This window comes from Azospirillum sp. B510 (assembly GCF_000010725.1).
GTDB lineage: Bacteria > Pseudomonadota > Alphaproteobacteria > Azospirillales > Azospirillaceae > Azospirillum > Azospirillum lipoferum_B.
Map to the genome: position 1 here is coordinate 129557 of NC_013854.1, position 19168 is coordinate 148724.

Here is a 19168-nt window from a genome sequence, read left to right on the forward strand (position 1 = left end):
GCGACACCATGCCAAACCGGACGGACGAGGCCCGCCCGCCGCAAGCCCATCCTCTTCCCTCGATCTCCGTCGGCCTCGGGTCGACACCGGCACGCTTTTCCATCGGAGGGCCTTCATGCGTATACGCCTGGGTTACCAGCTGAATTTCAGCTTTCCCGCCCCCACCCCCATGATCGTGATGCTGAACGTGCATTACTCCCGCGTCGGCGATCTGGAGCGGCCCGACCATATCGTCACCAGCGTGCCGGCGCCGATCCAGGGCTATCGCGACAGCTTCGGCAATTGGTGCAGCCGGTTGGTCGCGCCCGCCGGTGCCGTGACCATCAGTGCCGACAGCATCATCCGGGACAGCGGGGCGCAAGATCCGGTCGAGTATGGCGCCGTCCAGCATCGCGTCGACGAGTTGCCGGCCGACACCCTGCTGTTCCTGCTGGGGAGCCGCTATTGCGAGACCGACGTGCTGTCGGACGAGGCATGGCGGTTGTTCTCGGGGACCGCGCCGGGCTGGGCACGGGTTCAGGCGATCTGTGACTTCGTCCACGCCCACGTGACATTCGGCTACGAGCATTCGCGCCCGACGCGGACCGCCGCCCAGACCTATGCCGAGAGGCGTGGGGTCTGCCGTGACTTCGCCCATCTCGCCGTCGCCTTCTGCCGCGCGATGAACATTCCCGCGCGCTACTGCACCGGATACATCAGCGACATCGGCCAGCCGCCGCCTTATGGGCCGATGGATTTCGCGGCGTGGATGGAGGTGTATCTGGGCGGTCGCTGGCATGTCTTCGATCCGCGCAACAACGCTCCCCGGATCGGGCGCATCCTGATCGCGCAGGGACGCGACGCGGCCGATGTGCCGCTCACCCACACCTTCGGCCCCAACACGCTGACGGAGTTCCGGGTCTGGACGGACGAGGTCAGCGTGTGATCCGGAGCCACGCCGGCCCGGCTCTTTCCGCTTCCCGTAACCATGCGGCGCCGGTGCGTCCGCCGCGCCCTTGGCGGTCATTCCCGCCAAGGGCGGGAGCCGGGAAGTTCCGCGATCAAATGCTTGAATGGACGGGATTCTTGCTTTGGCCGCAATGACGGCCGAAGACGGTGCGGGGCTCTGGCCTTTTGATTTTCCGTGCGATTCACGGTCCAGACGATTCCGTTCGAACCGATTGCGCGTCAAGCCCGGCGCCTTATCCGGCGACCGTCACCATTGATCGCGATCTATGCGTTCAACCGGCAGCCCCGCCGCTTTCCAGGAATCCAGCCCGCCACGGAACCAGCTGACATTGGTGTATCCGATGCGTTGGGCGCGAAGCGCCGCGTTCAACGACAGCCAGCACTCGGACGACAGGCAGTAGAAGACCAACGGCTTGGTTTTGTCGCCGGCGGTCAGGTCATCCAGGCGCTTGGACAGGCGTGCCTGTGTCGCATCGTTGAAGTCCTTGCCCAAGCCGGCACCGCTCAACCAGACCGATCCCGGGATCGCGTTCACCCATTGGCCGGTGAGGGTGTTCACGATGACGGGCTTGCCTTCCCCCTGAAGCGACTGGGCAAGGGCATGGGTGGCGACCACCTTGGCCCCCGGCAGCGAGACCGGGGTCGGGGCGTGGTAATTGCCCTGCCTTATGGTGGTCTGTGGAGCGATTCCCCAGTCCTTGTCCTCGGCGCTGTAAGGTTTGGCCGCAACCTGTCCAGCCGATTGGGCCGCGCTCTGACCACCTGCTCCGGAAGTCTGGCATCCGGCCAGCAGCACCGGAGTGATCATCGCGAAGACGAGGCTGCGCATCGACCGACGTGGAGGCATGATCCCATCCCATCCTCTACAGGAGAGCGTCAGGGATCGGTATGTCATAGGCATCATTGCGAGTTCAATGCGGCGCATCCGCGCATCACCGGGTCTGGAATGGGGCAATCTATCCATTCCAATCGGAGGGCGATCCGATGACGCTCCGACCTTCCCCCTTGTTTCAGTCCACCCCGCCGCTTTGCGGCGAACGCGGCCGGGGTGAGGCATCCGAGGCCGCTGTCCGGGCGCTCCTGGAGCGGGCCGTGACCTTGCCGGCGCCGTCGGCCTCGGACGCCGCCATGTTCCGGTTCGACAGGAAGTCCAGGTTGGCGCTGACGGTGGTCGCGTCGAGATCCATCCGCCCGATACGTTCGGCATCCGCCTCCCGGCCGGCCAACCCATAGGCGAGCGCCAGCGTCTGCCGATGGCGGGGCTCCGCCTTCGGATCGTTGGCGAAGGGTTCCAGCACCGATACCGCCGCCGCGGCATCTCCGGTCAGAAGCAGGGTGAATCCCAGGTTGTTGCGCAGTGTCCGGTCATCGGGCCGCCGTTCCAGCATGCCGCGGTAGTCGGCGATCGACTGGTCGCAGGCCCCCGTCATGCATCGGGCAACGGCCATTCCGTTGCGGGCATCGGCGTCCGTCCCGTCAATGGTCAGCAGGCGCGCGTAAGTGTCGATCCCCGACTTCGCCTGGCCGGTCGCGAGTTGGAGCCGGGCAAGTCTGCGCATCGCCACGACGTCAGCCGAATTGATGGCGAGAACCGCGCGGTTGGCCGCGGCCGCTCCCTCCAGATTGCCGCCGCGCTCCAGCGCCTCGGCCAAGCCGCGCGCCGCCGTGATGTTCTGCGGTTCCGCCCGCAGGGCACGTTCGTACAGCAGCGCGGCGCCGTCGGTATCGCCACGCCGCAGCGCGGCATCGGCCACTTGAAGCGTGGCGAGCACCTGTGGCGTCTCGGCTTGCCGGCCGCCGGCCGCGAGACCATTGTCGCCCATCGTGGCGCAGCCGCTCAGCATCAGGACGATCGCGATCGCCGTCGAGGCGCGTGGCAGGGAAGGGCACCCCATGGACATCTCCGGAAGGTAAGGGACGATTCGGGCGGACCGGGAAGACGCGGCGATCAGAGCCGCTGCCGCAGCCAGACCTCGACGCGGCGGTTCTTGTCGCGGCCTTCCTCGGTGTCGTTGGAGGTGACCGGCAGGTCGGGGCCGAGACCCATGACGCTTTGAACCTGGACGCCGCGGCGGCGCAACTCGTCGGCGATGATCTGGGCGCGCTGCTGGGACAGCGTGACGTTCGCGGCCCGCGCACCCTGGGCATCGGTGAAGCCGATCAGCACCACGCCACCCCGCTCGTCGGGCTTCTGCTTCGTCAGGAAATCGACCAGCCGGTCGAGGTCGCGGACGGCCTTGTTGTCGAGGGCCGACGACCCCGAGCGGAAGCGGAGATTGACCGACAGCCGGCGGGCCTTCGCCGTCAGATCCTTGTACTCCCGCGGCGCCTGCGTATTTCGGCGAATTCGCCCAGGCGTTTCGGTTGAAAGCGCCCACCGTTTCGGCGAAAGCGCCCACCCGAATTGCAAGCTGGTGGGAGCCGGGGCCGAACCCTGGATTTACGTTATGAAGGTTGTGGGTTTGGTTGCCAAGCACCGGCCTTAGGTGTCGGGGGTTTCGCTGGCGGCATCGGCCTTGGTGCGGCGCATGGAGTCGCCATGCAGGTCGATGCGGTAGGCCCGATGCACGAGGCGGTCGAGGATGGCGTCGGCGTAGGTGGCATCGCCGATGAGCCGATGCCAGTTGGCCACGGGAACTTGGGTGGCCAGCATGGTTGCGGCCCGGTCGTGGCGGTCATCGATCACCTCCATCAGGTCCAGGCGCTGAGGCGCGGTCAGCTCGGTCATCGCCCAGTCATCCAGGATCAGCAGGTCGAGCCGGGCGATCCGTCGCAGCAGCCGGGCGAGCGAACCGTCCAGGCGGGCGGTGGCCAGATCGTCCAGCAGGCGGGTCAGCCGGGTGTAGAGTACGCTGTGGCCTTCCCGCGCCGCCTGGTTGCCGAGTGCACAGGCCAGCCAGGTCTTGCCGATCCCGGTCGGGCCGGTGATCAGAACCGGCCGGTTCTCCTTCACCCAGCGCCCGGTGGCCAGCTCGCGCACAACACCGCGATCGAGCCCACGCGGGGTGCGCAGGTCGAGGTCCTCCAGGCAGGCCGTCTGGCGCAGCCGGGCACGTTTCAGTCGGCTGGCGAGTGCGGTGTTGGCGCGCTCTGCCGCTTCCCGCTCGATCAGCGTGCCCAACTGCTCGTCGAAGGCCAGTTGGCCGCGATCGGGCAGGCGTTCCAGCGCCTCCAACCCCTTGGCCATGCCGTACAGCCGCAACTGGCGCAGCCGCTCGTGGTTGACGTGCTTCATCATCGTATCTCCGTCAGTGATAGTAGGAAGGGCCGCGCAGATTGGTGTGCTCGCCGGCACCGGCCGCGTCCGCCGTTGTGGCCGGGGGAGCGGTCAACCAGCGCTGGACGTAGCGGTAGGATCCGACGTTGGCCTCCAGCGCCGCCTGGCAGGCTTGCTCCAGCCGGCTGGTGCCGTGGGTGGCCGCCAAGCGGATCAGGCCGATCCCGGCCCGCACCGCCTGTTCGGGGTGATCGGCGCCGGCCAGGATGCGTTCGAACAGCAGCGCGGCGGCCGGGCCGATGGCGGCCAGTTCGGTCTGGATGGCATCGGGGGTGAAGCGGGCGACGGCCCGGTGGTTGGCGGGGCGATGGGCGTCCAGCGTCACGGTGGCGCCGTCCTGCCGGCGGACATGGCAGGCCATCCGCTTGCCGCGCAGGAAGACGCTGATCACGCCGGCGGTGCTGTGCACGTCGACCGTCTTGCCGATCAGCGTGTGGGGCACCGAGTAGACGCCGCCGTCGAGAGCGAGATGATAGTCGGGCGGGACCTTGTGGCGCGCCCAGGTGCCCGGCACGAAGCGGTCCGGCGGCAAGGGGCGCAGGGTCGGCTGCTCCTCGGCGGCGAACAGGCCGGCGCGCGTGTCCTGCGGCCGGCGGCTCAAGGGAGCGGCATTGAGGGTGGCCAGCTTGTCGCGCAAGGCCGCGTTGGCGGCGTCCAGCGTGGCGAAGGGCGTATCGCGCAGCGGGGCCAGCACCCGCCGCTCGACCTGCTGCACGCCGTTCTCGGCGCTGGGCTTGTCGCGCGGGCGCCGCACCCGGGCCGGCAGGACGGCGGTGCGGTAGTGCCGGGCGAGATCGTGATAAGCCGGGTTGATCGCCGGATCGTAGAAGGAGGCGTGGCTGACGCCGACCTTGAGGTTATCCGGCACCAGCTTGCCCGGCACGCCGCCCAGATGTTCGAACAGCCGGGTGTGGGAGGCCAGCCACTCCTCCGCCTGCTGGGTCCAGGTCGCCTCGGCATAGACGTAGCCCGAATACGGCAGGCAGGCGACAAACACCTGGGCCTGCCGCGCCTCAGCGCCGAGCCCGACGGTCAGCGTCATCCCAGCGTAATCAACCTCGATCGCCGCCCCCGGCCGATGTTCCCGGCGCAGACGCGGCTCGGCATGAGCACCCTGCCATGCCCGGAAATGCTGGACGAATTGGGTGTAGCGATAGCCGCCGGGATGGACCTCCAGGTATTCCTCCCACAGCAGCCGCAGCGTTACGCCACGGCGGCCGAGTTCCCGGCTGATGTGCCGCCAGTCGGGCACCGGGCGCGCCGACGTGACCGGAGGCGGGAACAGCCGCTCCTCCAGCTCGACGTCCGTCCAGCCCAGCACATCCGCGTACTGCAGCCCGGAGGCCCGTAGCCGCTCCAGGTAATCGCGCACGGTGCTGCGCGGCAGCCGGCAGGCATCGGCAATCTGCCGTTGGCTGGCGCCAAACTCATCCCGCAGACGAAGGACTTCTCTGATCCGCCGCATGTCCGACCTCGCTCGGGGCATCCCGATCCTCCTTGGCCTGTGCCGTGGAAAGATCATGGGGATGCCAAAGGCTGGTTCGGACCCCGATACCACCACTCCTACGGGTGGGCGAATTCACCGAAACGGCTGGGCGCTTTCACCGTTCTGCCCGGGCGCTTTCCGCCGTTCCCGCTGGGTGCTTTCCGCCGAAATATGCAGGCGCCGTCTCCGGGACCGAGGTGACGATGTCCGAATCGATGGTCAGCGGCACGAATCCGACTTCCGCCGCGATTCCCTGACCAGCCGGGGACAGCGCGAATTCGATGAAGTTCAGGACCAGCGGGTTGATGGAGGTGGTCGGAACATAAAGGAACAGCCGTCGCGACAGCGGATAATCCTCGGTGGAGACCGTGAACACCGTCGGCAGCAGCGGATTGGCGTCCTTTTCCGCAACCGCCAGCGCCTTGGTCGGGCCGATGTAGGGCAGTCCGATGAAGCCGATGCCGTTGGGGTCGGCGGCCACGGCATTGGCCAGTTCGCGGCTGTCCTCGAAACGCTGCGCCTTGTCGCTCAGCGGCGTTTTCCCGAGCACCAGCGCCTGGAAGGTGTCGAAGGTCCCGGAATTATGGTCACGCGCGAACAGATGGACCGGCCCCGCCCGTCCACCGACCTGCGACCAATCGGTCGCCTTGCCGTTGAACAGATCCCGGATCTGGGCGGTCGACAGCGCGGCCAGGGGATTGCTGCGGTGGACGACCACCGCAAGCCCGTCGAGCGCGACGACATTCTCGTTCGAGGGCGAGGTCATGTCGCCCAGCGTCTTCAGGCGGTTGACCTCGGCGGCGGAAATGGGGCGCGACGCCATGCCGATGTCGGTCTTGCCCTGTTCGAGATCGCTGAAGGCGGTCGCCGATCCGTGCGCCGCCACGGTCACCGCCACCTGCTTTCCATCGCGGGTCGCGGTGATGATCAACTCGTCGGCGACGGGGGAGCGGCGGCCGACCACCGAATAGCCTTCGGAGGCCAGGAAGCGCTCGACCAGCGTCGGCCCGAACTTCGCCCCGATGGTGTTCGAGCCCGAGATGCGCAGGATCACCGGCGCCTCGGGTGCGGGGGCGGGCGCCGCCGCGGGTGCCGCCGCCGGTGCCGCGCCGTCGGCCGGCTTCGACGGCTGGGACGGCGGCGCCGGCTCGGAACGGGCCGGCGCGGATTGGACTGGAGCCGATTGGGGCTGGGAGACCGCTGGAGGGGTGGCGGGGGCGGCCGGACGCGGCATCGGCTGCGGTGCCGGCTGGGATGCCGATGCCGCCACCGCCACCGGCGAGGCCTGCTCCCGCGTGCCGACCAGCCCGCCGAAATAAGCCGCCGCACCGCCGGCCAGCAGAAGCAGGGCCGCCGCCGCTGCGAGCTTGCCGCGCCCGCCCCCCATGCTTTTCCCGCCGGGAGCGGCGACCGTGATCAGCAGGCGCCCGCATTCGGGGCAGGCGGCATTCTCCTCCTCGGTCAGCGGAACCTGGGTGCGGCTGTTGGCGACCGAGCAGTTCCCGATGTTCGGGCACATCCCCATCCGGTTGGCCATTATCGATGGTCTCCCCTAATCATCTGGGTGGCGGTCCGGGCCGCATCCACGAATTTGCGGTAGATCGGGTCGACCGGGTCATTGCCCCGATCCGCCTTGACCCGATTGACGAGCGACACCACGCTTCGCAGCCAGTCCTCGCGCTGTTCCGGCGACGCGGCGGACAGGGTCAGCGTGTTGTTCGCGCACAGCAGCGCCGTGGTCGACGGCACCAGCCTGTCGCAGGACTGGAGAAGATCCTCGCCAAGGAGGATCGGCTCCTCGTCGAGGCCGTCCGCATCCTTCGGCACCAGCAGGTAGCGGTCCGGTTCCAGGGCGTCGCCCTTGCGGCGGAAGACATGCCCGAGGGCGACGCCGATCAGCAGATGCGGCAGGGTGAAGCCCGCCGCCTTTTCCTTCTGGCGTTCGCCGCCCTGGACGGTCAGGGGCTTCAGGTCGGTGGCGTTGCTCACCGTGTGCATGTCGTAGAAGGCCGTGGCGGTGTCGGCGAACAGGCGCGTCTGATAGGCGGTGTCGTAGGCGGCCAGGTTGGTGAAGCGGGACAGGGAGGGGATGGTCTGGATCGTGACGATCCCGATTTCGAATGGCCCCTGGTCGGTTTCCAGGAACTCGATCTCGCTTCCGGCGCTGGCGCGGATTCCGGCCCGAACCTGCTTGGAAAACGCTTCCTGCTTGGCGCCGCGCGGCAGCAGGGCGAACTGCCGCCGCGCCTGCGCCGCCGCCGGCTCGGTCAGTTCCGCGAAGCAATGGGTCGCCGACAGGATCGTGTCGAAGAAGGAGCGGAGCGCCGCCGGGTCGCCGCCATACATGTCCCGGATCTGGTCGAACACGGTCAGGCGCAGGACCCGCTCGCCGGTCGCCCCCATATGGCTGGCGTGCGCGTCGTCGATCCTGGCCTGACCGATCTGGCGGATGGTCTGGGTCAGGTTCGGTCCGTTGAAGCGCTCCAGCAGATCGTGGAAGCCCTGCTCCGGCCCGAGATCGCCGATCATGGCGTCGCGCATCGTCGCCACATGGTGCCGCTGCACGCGCTCGTCGGTCAGGGTGGCGGCGGCGATGCCGCGCACACGGTCGCGGTTGAACAGCCTCACCACCGGGGCATAGGCGTTGGGCATCGCCTCCAGTACGTCGCCCAGCCGGTCGAGCCGCTGGTCGAGCGCATTGACGGCGTCGGCCACCGAGCGCGTCACCGATTCGATGATGCTCCTCAGATTCTGCAATTCCGTCAGGATGGCTGGCAGCAGCTGGCCGGCGAAGGCCCAGGCTTCGGCCCGCGTCATCTTCACGTTCAGCTCATGCAGCTGGATGACGCACTCGTCGAGAATCTGCTCGCATTTGCCGGACAACCGGGCCAACCGGCCCAGGGCGGCCCATTTCTGGAAGACGCCGATGATCCGCGCGCGCGTCTCGTCTTCCGAGCCGCGGATCCGGGCGACCCGTTCCGGGATGGCGGCGAGCCTGTCCTCCTGGGCGGCGATCAGGGAATCGACGATGCCGGCCAGTTCCCCCAGCGACCAACGGCCGTCCTTCCAGCCGTCGATCAGGTCGCGCTCGATGCTCGCGCGCACCATCGCGGCCATATACACCGTTTCCATGTAGCGCGACCGATAGAAATTGGCGACGCCGACGCCCCTGAAATCCTCCGCATAGCGGCGATGACACAGGGCGATGAGGGTATCGAGCCATTTCGGCCGCTCTTGCAGGCGCGCCATGTCCTTGAAGCCCTCCATCACGGAGGACCATTCGTCGGAGATCGAACGCCAGCGCTTGTCCGCGAGATCCTGCGGAAGGAAGGCCTGCGACAGCAGCAGATGGTCTTCGGAAATCAACCAGCGGCTCTCCGCGTCGCGGGGCCAGGTCGTCCCACCGGGCGATTCCGGGGGTTCATCGACGAATCCCGCGCCGTCGCGCCAGTTGTTGTGCAGCAATTGCAGCAACCCGGCGCGAGCGAAGGAGAGGACCAGCGCTTCGCGGATTTCCGGCTCCGGCGAGACCAGCCGCTTCGAACCGAAGGCCAGCACCGTCATCGCGCCGCCGTCCGACCAGGGGAAGCGCCCGGCGCCGAAGCCGTTCGCCGAATCCTCCAACTGGCGCAGGCGCTTTCCATCGACATCGCCCCGGTCGATGGCGATCCGCTGGCGCAGGAACTGGGCCGCGGCTTCATGCACGTCGTCCGCCGACAGCGGCTGGCCGTTCTCCAGGCTTCCGCCGAACAGGTAGGCCGCGTTCAGGGGCGCGTGCTGGTCGACGCCCGTCTCCCCGAAGGTGAAATCCGCGGCGCCGATCTCGCCGGCGACGATCGCCTGCAACTCGACCATGGCGGCATAGGCGTTGGCCAGCGCCGCGGCCGCCGTGTCGTCCCCGGAATCGTCGGGGTCCGGCATGCGGGCATAGACCACGATCCGCGCCCGCTTCGGGTCGCGCCAGCGCATCCGGATGCCGGCGACCGCCTCGATCAGCCCGCCTCCCGGCCCTTCGCCGAGGCCATAGACAATGTGGAAGGTGAGGGGCGCGCCGCCGAGGGACGGCAGCGCGTCGACCGCCCGGTCGAGCGCCGCCATGAAGGACGGGGCGTTGCAGGCGAGCAGAAGCCGGCCGAGCCGCCGCGATTGGGCGCACAGCGCCGCCAGATGGCGGTCGTCGTCGTCCCGCATCGCCCGCTCCACGCGCTCGTACAGGGCGCGCGAGAAATGATGGCCGGGCATGCGCGGCGCGCCGTGCTTCAGGCTGCTGGGGTGTACGAGCAGGAATTCCTCGGGCAGGAAGGTCCCGGACCGCAGCCAGTCGGAGATCGGTGCCGCTCCGGCGACATCGGTCGCCGCCTCGACGATGAGGTAGCTGACGTCCGGGCCGACAGGCTGCTCCGTCTGGGCATCCTGCTCGGCGATCCTGCGAAACGCCGTCAGCGCATGACCGCCGGTCGCGCCAAGCCCGATCAGAACATGGGCCATGCGACACCTCGGACGCCGGGTTTCAGATCGGAAATATGGGCGCAGTTGGAGGAATGCACGACGCGAGCCCAAGCTCCAAACGAGAATCAAGGCGCCGCACGGAGGACGTCGCCGTCACACATGTTGAGTCGCACCTTATATAGATATAGCCACGCTTCGTAAAGTTGCTTTCCGTGAGAATTTTTGTTGACGTAAGGGGTTTTGCGAGAAAATCTATTATAGACTCAATAGATTTAAGATTTGTGTCGGCGATTTTAATTGCACAATTATGATATATGAATATTTTGTATTTTCAAATACTTGACATATGTGAATATAATATTCTGATATGTTCGAAGTCTTAATGTTGTATAGATTTGTAAGAGGAGTCTGTAGTCTGCTCATAGCCAAAGACTGTTAAGCTTTTATGATGAATCGATGAAGACTCGCTGTTTTCACGAAATTAAATAACATTGACTTGAAACATTAATCGATTATCCGTTGATAACCTGTGTTCCAACATGGTAATCGACCATCCGCCTAGGCTGGATGCCATACGGGGTCACCAGCATGTGCCTTGATTGTGGCGCCGGCAGATCCGCGTTCCGTCATGACCACCCGGAGAAATGAAATGTTCGGAATTCTTCGCCGTCTGCGCAAAGATGATCGTGGCGCCACCGCCATCGAATATGGCCTGCTCGCCGCCCTGATCGCCGTCGCCATCATCGGCGGCGTGTCCGCTGTCGGCGGCAATCTGAACAGCATGTTCAATGCGATCTCCAGCAAGATCAGCGCCAAGACGCCGACCTGATCACCGCCGGCGCATGGACTGGGGTCTATCGGTCGTCCTGTGCGGCCTGTTCGCCTGGGCCATGGTCAGCGATATCCGTCGGCGCACCATTCCGAATTGGATTTCGCTGGCGCTGGCGGTGCTCTTCGCCGTCGCCACCGCCGCCGATCCCGGGCGGTTCGATCCGGTTTTGGCGGCGACGGCGGCGGGATTGACCTTCGCGATCCTGCTCGCCGCATTTCTCGCCGGTCTGGTCGGCGGCGGCGACGTCAAGCTGATGACCGCGGCCGCGCTGTGGACCGGTCTATCCGGTCTGCCGGGCCTGTTCCTGGGAACGGCCCTGATCGGCGGGCTGATGGCCTTCGGCGCCCTTGCCCTGCGGGGGCTGCGGCGGCTGGGCCTCCTTTCCCGGGAAGGCGCCGGGGAAATGGACGGTCTTCCTTACGGCGTCGCCATCGGCGCGGCGGCGCTTCTTTCAATCCCTTTCCTCGCACCCGGCTGAGCGGGGGGCCCGGGGGCGTGGGCCGCGGCCGGGGCGGCCATCTCATGGGGTTCGAACGTCGATGAAGCTCGGGACGGTGTTCCTCGGAATAGCGGCTGTGTCGATGGCCGTCGTCGGCGGCCTGATGGTGCAGGCCGCGGTCGGTGCGCGCGGCGCGCCAGCGGCCGTCGAGATCCCGCAACGGCGGATCGCCGTCGCCGCGGCCGATCTCCCCGCCGGTTCCTTCCTTCAACCGATGTCGGTGCGCTGGGAAGCCTTCCCGGAAAACGCGCTGCGGCCCGAAACCCTGGTCGAGGGCAAGGACAATATCGATTCGCTGGTGGGAGCCGTGGTGCGCGACGCCGTCAAGGCGGGGGAGATCATCTCGCGCGACCGGCTTCTCTCGCCGCGCGAGCGCGGCTTTCTCGCCGCCGTCCTGGCGCCCGGCATGCGCGCCGCCTCGGTCGCGGTGAACGAGGTGTCGGGAACCGCCGGGCTGATCTTTCCCGGCGACCATGTCGACCTGCTGCTGACCCAGGAGGCCAACGACGAGGGGGCGGCCCGCCGCCTCGCCACCGAGACGATCCTCGACAATCTCCGCGTCCTCGCCGTCGACCAGCGGACCGATTTTCCGAAAGGCGAGGAGCCGGGACAGACCGCGCGCGTGGCCCGCACCGTGACGCTGGAGGTGACGGCCAAGCAGGCGCAGGTGATCTCGGTGGCGGCCAATCTCGGCAAGCTGACGCTCAGCCTGCGCAGCCTCGCCAGCGCGCCGGACGGCCAGGGCGAGGCCGGGAGGAAGGGCGAGGCGTCGGTGGTCTGGGCGACCGACGTGTCGGTCGTCACCCCGCGCCCGCCGGCGGCCCCCGTGCCGTCGCCCGACGCGCCGACGGTCGTGAAGCCGCCGGTTCCCGTCATCATCCGCGGCACGACCCGTTCCACGCCATGACCGCGTCCCATTTCACGGTCCCCGCCCGCAAGATGCAGGAGTGCTTCCCCGTGCCCATGTTCCGGACACCGCCGCTGCCCGCCGCCCGGATCGCGGCCGCCTTGCTGTGGCTTGCGGTGGCGCTTGCCCTTTCCGGTCCGGTTCGGGCGGCCGGGACGGGAACCGGCGAGACCGGCGCCACCGCCGGCACGATGACCCTCGACGTCGGCACCAGCGAAATGGTGCGGCTGTCGGCGCCGGCCACCAATGTCTATGTCGCCGACCCCGAGATCGCCGACGTCCAGGCGGCCTCCGGCACGGTGATCTTCGTGCTGGGGCGCAAGCCCGGGCGCACGACCGTCTATGCGCTGACCGAGGGCGACCGGGTGGTGCTGCACCGCGACATCCGCGTCATCCACAGCCTGGCCCCTTTGCGCGAACAGATCACCGCGCGCTTCCCCGGCATGCCGGTCACCGTGACGTCGGCGCCGAACCGCCTGATCGTCACCGGCGAGGTGCCGACGCCCGCCATCGCCGAATCGGTGATGGAGCTGGTCAACGGCTTCGCCCGTCCGGACGACAAGGTGGTCAACCAGATGGCGGTGACCGGCCCGGTCCAGGTCACGCTGCGTGTGCAGGTGGCGGAGGTCGCGCGGTCGGTGACCCAGGAGCTCGGCTTCAACTGGGAAGGCGCGGTCAAGATCGGCGACTTCGCCATCGCGCCGGGCTTCGGACGTGATTTCCTCAACGCGACGAGCGGAGCGATCCAGCGCTCCGCCACCGGCGCCTCGTCGCTCGCCGGCATCCTCAAAAGCTCGAACGGCAAGGCGAACATCGCCGGCATCGTCGACGCCATGCAGGACCAGGGGTTGGTGACGCTGCTGGCCCAGCCCAATCTCGTCGCCATGTCGGGCAAGCCCGCCATGTTCCTCGCGGGTGGGGAATTCCCCATTCCGGTCTCGGCGGGGGATAGCGGCTCCAACAAGATCCAGGTCGAGTTCAAGCAATATGGCGTCGCCCTGAACTTCGTGCCGACGGTGCTGGCGCCCGACCGCATCGCGCTGACGGTCCGTCCGGAAGTCAGCGAACTGACGGATGTCGGCGCCGTCACCGTCAACGGCCTGACCATCCCGGCCCTGACCGTGCGCCGTGTCGAAACCTCGGTCGAGCTGGGCAGCGGCGAAAGCTTCGCCATCGGTGGCCTGTTGCAGAACAGCAACCGCAGCTCGCTGAAGAAATTCCCCGGTCTCGGCGACCTTCCGGTGCTGGGCGAGCTGTTCCGGTCGCGCCGCTTCATCAACAACGAGACCGAGCTCGTGGTCATCGTCACCCCCTATGTCGTGAACCCGATCCAGCGGGGTCCGGGTGTCATCCCGCAGCGGGGCACCAAGCCGAACCGCGAGGTGGAGGAGCTTCTGCGGCGTCGCCAGCAGGCTCTCGGCCTTCCGGAGCCGGCCGGTTCCTATTACGGCCCCGCCGGCTTCATCTATTGAGGTGCATCCCATGCGCTCGCCCGCCTTCCCGCCGTCCGCCATCGCGTCACTTGCCGGTCTGCTGGCCTCGGTGGTCCTCGCCGGATGCACGCCGACGCCGCTCTACCAGGAAAACACCGCCGTCCAGCAACAGCTGACGGTCGATGTGGCCACGGCGGAAACCACGCTCTCCCCGCTTTCCGGCGCGCGACCGCTGGACGGGGCCAGCGTGGAGCGCCTGCGCCGCTTCGTGATGGAGGAGGGGAATCCCTATGCCGTCCGAATCCGGCTCACCCCGGGCGACCGGGTCGCCGACGGCGTGGTGAAGCGGGTCATCGCGGTGCTGACCGCCGCCGGCGTGCCTGGCCGGGGCATCTCGGTGTCCATGGTCAACCGCCCGGTCGGCAACGAGCTGCGGTTGCGCCGCGAGACGGCGACGGCCGTGCTGCCCGACTGCCCGCCGCTCAACCGCGACACGCTGCTTGACCGGGAGAACGATACGCCTCTCGATCTGGGGCGGGCGCCTCCGCCCCCGCCGCGCCTCGGCTGCGCGACGACGGCCAATCTCGGCCTGATGCTCGCCGACCCGCGCGACCTGATCGAGCCGCAGCGCTCCGGTCCGGCGTCGGGCGCGCTGGCCGAGGATACGGTCGGCCGTTACCGGACGAACCGCCTGCCGCGGCCTGGCAATTCCGGCGTGACGTCCGGCGCGGCCTCCGAATCCGGAAACCAGTAAGCGAACGGGCGGGGCTCGCGATGTCCATCCTCGGAAGATCGGTTTCGGCCAAGCCGGCCAAGCGCAGCGGTGCCGCGGAGGTCGCGGCCTTCATCGCCGACGGCGAAACGGAGAATTCGCTGCGCATGCTCGTCCAGGAGCAGGTGATGACCTTCACGGTCATCCGCCGCGGAAGCGTCCGGGACGCCATCTCCTATCTCGGAACCGCCGCTCCGCCGCGGGTGCTGATCGTCGATGTCTCCAGCTCCCGGCTGCCGCTGGCCGACATCGACGAGCTGGCCAACGCCTGCGAGCCGGGCGTGATCGTGATCGTGATCGGCCAGCAGAACGACATCGGCCTGTTCCGCGACCTCATGCATCTCGGCATCTCCGACTATCTCGTCAAGCCGGTGACGACGGAATTGTTGCGGCGCAGCATCTCCGTCGCCCTTGGCGGCCAGTCCGGCGGGGCCGTCCGCCAGCGCACCGGCAAGATCATCGCCGTCACCGGCGCGCGCGGCGGGGTGGGCACCTCGACCGTGATGACCAATGTCGGCTGGCTTCTGGCGAACAAGATCGGCCGCAAGGTGGCGCTGGTCGATCTCGACCTGCAATGCGGATCCATCAGCCTGATGCTGGGCCTGAAGAAACAGGCCGGCATGATGGAGGCGTTGAAGAACGCCCACCGTATCGACAACGTGTTCCTCGACCGCACGCTTGTCCATCACGGTGAACGGCTGTCGGTGCTGAGCGCCGAGGAGCCGCTCGGCGACGACACCCGCTACGAGCCGCAGTCGCTGGACAAGGTGATCAGGGATCTCGAACAGCGGTTCCATTACGTGATGTTCGACGTTCCCCGGCGTCCCGACCCGATCTATCAGCATCTGCTGTCGCAGGCGCAAATCCGCGTGGTGGTCGCCAATCCCACGGTGGCCTCGGTTCGCGACGTCATGCGGATCATGAAGATGGCCGGGCGCGACGACATCGGCCAGCGGCTGGTCCTCGTTCTGAGCCACACCGTCCCGCCGTCGCAGGCGGATATCAGCCGACGCGATTTCGAGAAGGCGGTCGGGCGGCGGGCCGACCACGAAATTCCCTTCACCCGCCACGCCATGTTCGCCGACAACGCCGGCAAGCTGCTGGCGCAGCGCCGCTGTCCGGCGACCGATCAACTGATGCGCATCACCGACGACCTGATGGGCAAGCGGGTGGTCCAGCGCTCGTTGATCGCCCGTCTCCTCAGGCGCTGAGGTCCTCCATGTTCGGACGCAAGCTTCAATCGGCGGTTTCCTCGGTTCAGCAGGCCCCGGCCGCGGAAAAACCGGAGGTCCCGGCCGCCGCCGCCTCGGAGACGGCGGCCGCGGCCGGGATGGTGGCCGACCGCCATCCGATGGAACTGCTGATCCGGGAAAAGCTGTTCTCGCGAATCAACGTGTCGGCGGTGGTGACGACCGGGCGCGAGCGGTTGCAGGACGACATGGTCCAGATCGTCGCGGCCATCACCGCGGCCGAACGGCTGCCGATCAACGCGGCCGAACAGGAACAGATCGTCACGCGCGTCCTCGACGACATGTTCGGGTTGGGGCCGCTGGAACCGTTGCTGGCCGACGAGACGGTGACCGACATCATGGTCAACGGTCCACATCAGGTCTATGTCGAACGCCATGGCAAGCTGGAGCTGACCGACTGCCGCTTCCGCGACGACGCCCACGCCACCAACGTGGCGCAGCGGATCGCGGCGTCGATCGGCCGCCGCGTCGATGAATCGAGCCCGACGGTGGACGCGCGCCTTGCCGACGGCAGCCGCGTCAACATCGTCCTGCCGCCGGTCGCGCTGAATGGTTGCGTGATCTCCATCCGCAAATTCGCCAAGCGGAAGGTCGATTTCGCCCAGATGGTGCGCCAGGAGAACCTGTCGGCGGGCATGTCCAAGCTGCTGGAGATCGCCGCCGCCTGCCGGCTCAACATCGTCATCTCCGGCGGCACCGGTTCGGGCAAGACGACGCTGCTGAACGCGCTGTCCCGGATGATCGACCCGCGCGAACGGGTTCTGACCATCGAGGACGCGGCCGAACTGCAATTGCAGCAGCCCCACGTCGTCAGCCTGGAAACCCGTCCGGTGAATGTCGAGGGCCATGGCGAGATCAACCAGCGCGATCTCGTCAAGAACGCGCTGCGCATGCGCCCCGACCGCATCATCCTGGGCGAGACCCGTGGCAGCGAAGCCTTCGACGTGTTGCAGGCCATGAACACCGGCCATGACGGGTCGATGACCACCGTCCACGCCAACACGCCGCGCGACGCGCTGGTGCGTCTGGAAAACATGGTGCTGATGTCGAACGCCAACCTGCCGATCCGCGCCATCCGCATGCAGATCGCCAGCGCGGTCAATCTGGTGGTGCAGATCGAGCGCATGCGCGACGGCGTCCGCCGCCTCCAGAGCATCACCGAGGTGATCGGCATGGAAGGCGACATCATCACGACCCAGGATCTCTACGTCTTCGAATATGACGCCGCGTCCTTTGGCGACAAGGTCATCGGCAGTTTCGTCAGCACCGGCGTCCGGCCGCATTTCTCCCGCCGAGCGGCCTATTACGGCCTTGAGGAGGCGCTGATGGCGGCGATGAAGACGCCATGACGCCGGAGATCCTCGCGGCGCTGGCTCCGGGCCTCGGCGCCTTCCTGCTGATCCTTGGCGTGATCCTGCTGGCGCTGGTGCTGCGCGGCGCGCTGACCGAGCGCCGCCGCGCCGTGTCGAACCGCCTGACGGCGCTGAGCGCGCCGGTGTCGGTCGTCGCCGACGGGGAAACCCTCCTGTCCGTCGACGAGGGCGCCGGTGAGCGGGACGGCCTGATGCGCCGCCTGGAAGCTTTGATCGAGCCGGCCGGCGGCTGGGCGGCGGCCCGGCCGGCGGCCTTGGGCGCGGTCGCCGCCTTCGCCGTCGCCCTGTTCCTGGCCGGGCGGGCGCTTTCGCTGCCGCCGGCCCTGGCCATCGCCGTTCTCGTCGGGCTGGGGGCCGGCCGGCAGATCCTGGGCATGTTGACCCACCGCCGCACCATCCGCTTTCTCGACCGGCTGCCGGACGCCATCGATCTGGTGGTCCGCGCCAGCCGCGCCGGCGTTCCGGTGAGCGAAGCCATCATCGCGGCCGGGCGGGAAACCGAGGAGCCGGTGCGCTCCGAATTCCGCCGCGTCGCCGACCAGGTGTCGATCGGCGTCGATCTGAAGGACGCCCTGCGCCAGTCGTCGGCCCGCGTCCGGCTGCCGGATTTCGATTTCTTCGTGGTCGCGCTGGTGGTGCAGCGGGAAACCGGCGGGCAACTGGCCGAAACGCTCGGCAATCTCAGCGACATCCTGCGCAAGCGCAAGGACATGCGGCTGAAGGTCAAGGCGCTCACTGCGGAAGGACGCATGTCGGCGAACATCGTCGCCTCGCTTCCCTTCGTTTCGGGCGGCCTGATCTTCGCCGTCGATCCAACCTATGTCCTGAACCTGTTCACCGATCCGCTGGGGCACAAGCTGCTGGCGGCGGCGGCGGCCTGCCTCGGCCTCGGCATGTTCGTCATCGGGCGCATGACCCGGGCGGAGGCGTGACATGGACGACCGCTGGGGAGGTTCGTGGTACGCGGCGGTGGCGGGCACCGGCGCCGAGGGGCTTGTCCTCGCCCTGCTGGGGCTGGCGGCCGTCGCCGTCGCCGCCGCCATGGCGGCGCGGGGCGGCGATTCCGTCCGGGAGCGGCTGGACTGGGTGGCCCGCCGGCAGGCCGGCATTCTCGTGGATGCGGCCGATGACGAGGATCCCGGTGTTTCCGTCCGCCGTCCGGGTGAACTGGCGGCCCGCATGCTGCGTTCCGCGCACGGGATCCTCGGGTCGTTGGCGATGGCCAACGCCGCCGAGCAGGCGCGCATCCGGCAGCGTCTGCTCAACGCCGGCTTCCGTGATCCGGAAACCGTGTCGCTGTTCCTCACCGCCAAGCTGGTCTTCGGGCTGGCGGCGATTGCGCTGGCGATGGTGGCGGTGCTGGGATTCGATCTGGTGTCCGGCGGGGCCGTCCCGCGCTTCGGGGCGATCATCGCCGCCGCCTATGCCGGAACGATCCTGCCGGAGCGCATCCTCGCGCTGCTGGCCAAGCGGCGGCAGTCCGCCATCGCGCGCACGTTGCCCGACGCGCTCGACCTGCTGATCATCTGCGCCAATGCCGGCTACAGCCTCGATCTGTCGCTCGCCCGCGTCGGGCGGGAGATGCGGCTCGCCGCCCGCGCCATGAGCGAGGAGCTGGTCATCACCGCCGACGAGCTGCGGGTGCTGACCGACCGCCGCGAGGCGTTGCGCAATCTGGCCGAGCGCAACGACCTGGAGGCGCTGCGCTCGCTGGTCGCCACGCTGTTGCAGGCGCAGAAATACGGCACGCCGTTGACCCAGGCCCTGCGCACGCTGGCCGCCGAGATGCGTCATGCCCGCATGATGGCGATCGAGGAGCGCGCGGCCCGGCTGCCGGCGCTCATCAGCGTGCCGCTGATGGTGCTGATCCTGCCGGCCGTCTTCATCATCGTCGCCGGTCCCGCCGTCATCCAGGTCGCCAGGACCTGGGTCCAGTGAGGCC

At 67.9% G+C, this 19168-nt stretch carries 17 protein-coding genes; 10 read left to right on the forward strand and 7 right to left on the reverse strand.

Annotated elements, in window-relative coordinates:
* Nucleotides 1–115: 115 nt before the first annotated feature.
* Nucleotides 116–925: a transglutaminase-like domain-containing protein gene (locus tag AZL_RS00630; RefSeq protein WP_012972745.1), complete on the forward strand. Its 810-nt coding sequence runs from the start codon at nucleotides 116–118 to the stop codon at nucleotides 923–925.
* A 270-nt stretch (nucleotides 926–1195) separates the two neighbouring features.
* Here AZL_RS00630 and AZL_RS00635 read toward each other — a convergent pair whose 3' ends face one another.
* From AZL_RS00635 to AZL_RS00665, 7 genes are all read right to left on the reverse strand, one after another.
* On the reverse strand, nucleotides 1196–1777 hold the full coding sequence (locus AZL_RS00635; RefSeq protein WP_042442249.1) for a rhodanese-like domain-containing protein: 582 nt from the start codon (nucleotides 1775–1777) through the stop codon (nucleotides 1196–1198).
* Nucleotides 1778–1958: 181 nt separating this feature from the next.
* The gene (locus tag AZL_RS00640; protein ID WP_012972747.1) at nucleotides 1959–2843 is read right to left on the reverse strand and encodes a tetratricopeptide repeat protein; all 885 of its coding nucleotides are present in this window, start codon (nucleotides 2841–2843) and stop codon (nucleotides 1959–1961) included.
* A 53-nt stretch (nucleotides 2844–2896) separates the two neighbouring features.
* Nucleotides 2897–3358, reverse strand: a complete 462-nt coding sequence (locus AZL_RS00645; RefSeq protein ID WP_042442252.1) for an OmpA family protein — start codon at nucleotides 3356–3358, stop codon at nucleotides 2897–2899.
* 72 nt (nucleotides 3359–3430) lie between these two features.
* Nucleotides 3431–4186: an IS21-like element ISAzs2 family helper ATPase IstB gene (istB, locus tag AZL_RS00650; protein WP_012972684.1), complete on the reverse strand. Its 756-nt coding sequence runs from the start codon at nucleotides 4184–4186 to the stop codon at nucleotides 3431–3433.
* Between the two features lie 10 nt (nucleotides 4187–4196).
* Nucleotides 4197–5711 carry an IS21-like element ISAzs2 family transposase gene (gene istA / locus AZL_RS00655; RefSeq protein WP_012972683.1) on the reverse strand — a complete coding sequence of 505 codons (1515 nt, stop codon included), beginning with the start codon at nucleotides 5709–5711 and terminating at the stop codon, nucleotides 4197–4199.
* Between the two features lie 115 nt (nucleotides 5712–5826).
* Nucleotides 5827–7248: a PstS family phosphate ABC transporter substrate-binding protein gene (locus tag AZL_RS33225; protein WP_012972749.1), complete on the reverse strand. Its 1422-nt coding sequence runs from the start codon at nucleotides 7246–7248 to the stop codon at nucleotides 5827–5829.
* Nucleotides 7248–10199: a tubulin-like doman-containing protein gene (locus tag AZL_RS00665; protein ID WP_012972750.1), complete on the reverse strand. Its 2952-nt coding sequence runs from the start codon at nucleotides 10197–10199 to the stop codon at nucleotides 7248–7250. Before AZL_RS00665 ends, AZL_RS33225 begins: the two co-directional genes overlap by 1 nt.
* Nucleotides 10200–10809: 610 nt before the next feature.
* Between AZL_RS00665 and AZL_RS00670 the strand changes: the two genes are divergently transcribed.
* The 9 genes from AZL_RS00670 to AZL_RS00710 all read left to right on the forward strand — a co-directional run bounded on the left by AZL_RS00670 (nucleotide 10810) and on the right by AZL_RS00710 (nucleotide 19164).
* On the forward strand, nucleotides 10810–10989 hold the full coding sequence (locus AZL_RS00670; RefSeq protein ID WP_042442253.1) for a Flp family type IVb pilin: 180 nt from the start codon (nucleotides 10810–10812) through the stop codon (nucleotides 10987–10989).
* Between the two features lie 13 nt (nucleotides 10990–11002).
* Nucleotides 11003–11470, forward strand: a complete 468-nt coding sequence (locus tag AZL_RS00675; RefSeq protein ID WP_012972752.1) for an A24 family peptidase — start codon at nucleotides 11003–11005, stop codon at nucleotides 11468–11470.
* A gap of 61 nt (nucleotides 11471–11531) precedes the next feature.
* A complete protein-coding gene (gene cpaB, locus AZL_RS00680; RefSeq protein ID WP_012972753.1) occupies nucleotides 11532–12398 on the forward strand; it encodes a Flp pilus assembly protein CpaB in 867 nt (288 codons plus the stop codon).
* Nucleotides 12395–13870 (forward strand): type II and III secretion system protein family protein, encoded by a 1476-nt coding sequence (locus AZL_RS00685; protein WP_012972754.1) that lies wholly within the window; start codon nucleotides 12395–12397, stop codon nucleotides 13868–13870. Before cpaB ends, AZL_RS00685 begins: the two co-directional genes overlap by 4 nt.
* Nucleotides 13871–13880: 10 nt before the next feature.
* Nucleotides 13881–14585: a CpaD family pilus assembly lipoprotein gene (locus AZL_RS33230; RefSeq protein ID WP_012972755.1), complete on the forward strand. Its 705-nt coding sequence runs from the start codon at nucleotides 13881–13883 to the stop codon at nucleotides 14583–14585.
* A 20-nt stretch (nucleotides 14586–14605) separates the two neighbouring features.
* The gene (locus AZL_RS00695) at nucleotides 14606–15814 is read left to right on the forward strand and encodes an AAA family ATPase (protein WP_012972756.1); all 1209 of its coding nucleotides are present in this window, start codon (nucleotides 14606–14608) and stop codon (nucleotides 15812–15814) included.
* A gap of 8 nt (nucleotides 15815–15822) precedes the next feature.
* On the forward strand, nucleotides 15823–17202 hold the full coding sequence (locus tag AZL_RS00700; protein ID WP_012972757.1) for a CpaF family protein: 1380 nt from the start codon (nucleotides 15823–15825) through the stop codon (nucleotides 17200–17202).
* Nucleotides 17199–18158 carry a type II secretion system F family protein gene (locus tag AZL_RS00705; RefSeq protein WP_012972758.1) on the forward strand — a complete coding sequence of 320 codons (960 nt, stop codon included), beginning with the start codon at nucleotides 17199–17201 and terminating at the stop codon, nucleotides 18156–18158. The genes AZL_RS00700 and AZL_RS00705 overlap by 4 nt, the downstream gene beginning before the upstream one ends.
* 1 nt (nucleotide 18159) lies before the next feature.
* Nucleotides 18160–19164, forward strand: a complete 1005-nt coding sequence (locus AZL_RS00710) for a type II secretion system F family protein (RefSeq protein WP_012972759.1) — start codon at nucleotides 18160–18162, stop codon at nucleotides 19162–19164.
* The last annotated feature ends 4 nt before the right edge of the window (nucleotides 19165–19168 follow it).

Bases quoted from the DNA above. Each gene is read 5' to 3' on its own strand.
- AZL_RS33225 (WP_012972749.1), bottom strand. From the start codon at position 7,248: ATGGCCAACCGGATGGGGATGTGCCCGAACATCGGGAACTGCTCGGTC.
- AZL_RS00675 (WP_012972752.1), top strand. From the start codon at position 11,003: ATGGACTGGGGTCTATCGGTCGTCCTGTGCGGCCTGTTCGCCTGGGCC.
- AZL_RS00695 (WP_012972756.1), top strand. From the start codon at position 14,606: ATGTCCATCCTCGGAAGATCGGTTTCGGCCAAGCCGGCCAAGCGCAGC.
- AZL_RS00630 (WP_012972745.1), top strand. From the start codon at position 116: ATGCGTATACGCCTGGGTTACCAGCTGAATTTCAGCTTTCCCGCCCCC.
- AZL_RS00705 (WP_012972758.1), top strand. From the start codon at position 17,199: ATGACGCCGGAGATCCTCGCGGCGCTGGCTCCGGGCCTCGGCGCCTTC.
- AZL_RS00665 (WP_012972750.1), bottom strand. From the start codon at position 10,199: ATGGCCCATGTTCTGATCGGGCTTGGCGCGACCGGCGGTCATGCGCTG.
- AZL_RS33230 (WP_012972755.1), top strand. From the start codon at position 13,881: ATGCGCTCGCCCGCCTTCCCGCCGTCCGCCATCGCGTCACTTGCCGGT.
- AZL_RS00685 (WP_012972754.1), top strand. From the start codon at position 12,395: ATGACCGCGTCCCATTTCACGGTCCCCGCCCGCAAGATGCAGGAGTGC.
- AZL_RS00700 (WP_012972757.1), top strand. From the start codon at position 15,823: ATGTTCGGACGCAAGCTTCAATCGGCGGTTTCCTCGGTTCAGCAGGCC.
- istA (WP_012972683.1), bottom strand. From the start codon at position 5,711: ATGCCCCGAGCGAGGTCGGACATGCGGCGGATCAGAGAAGTCCTTCGT.
- cpaB (WP_012972753.1), top strand. From the start codon at position 11,532: ATGAAGCTCGGGACGGTGTTCCTCGGAATAGCGGCTGTGTCGATGGCC.
- AZL_RS00640 (WP_012972747.1), bottom strand. From the start codon at position 2,843: ATGGGGTGCCCTTCCCTGCCACGCGCCTCGACGGCGATCGCGATCGTC.
- istB (WP_012972684.1), bottom strand. From the start codon at position 4,186: ATGATGAAGCACGTCAACCACGAGCGGCTGCGCCAGTTGCGGCTGTAC.
- AZL_RS00635 (WP_042442249.1), bottom strand. From the start codon at position 1,777: ATGCGCAGCCTCGTCTTCGCGATGATCACTCCGGTGCTGCTGGCCGGA.
- AZL_RS00710 (WP_012972759.1), top strand. From the start codon at position 18,160: ATGGACGACCGCTGGGGAGGTTCGTGGTACGCGGCGGTGGCGGGCACC.
- AZL_RS00670 (WP_042442253.1), top strand. From the start codon at position 10,810: ATGTTCGGAATTCTTCGCCGTCTGCGCAAAGATGATCGTGGCGCCACC.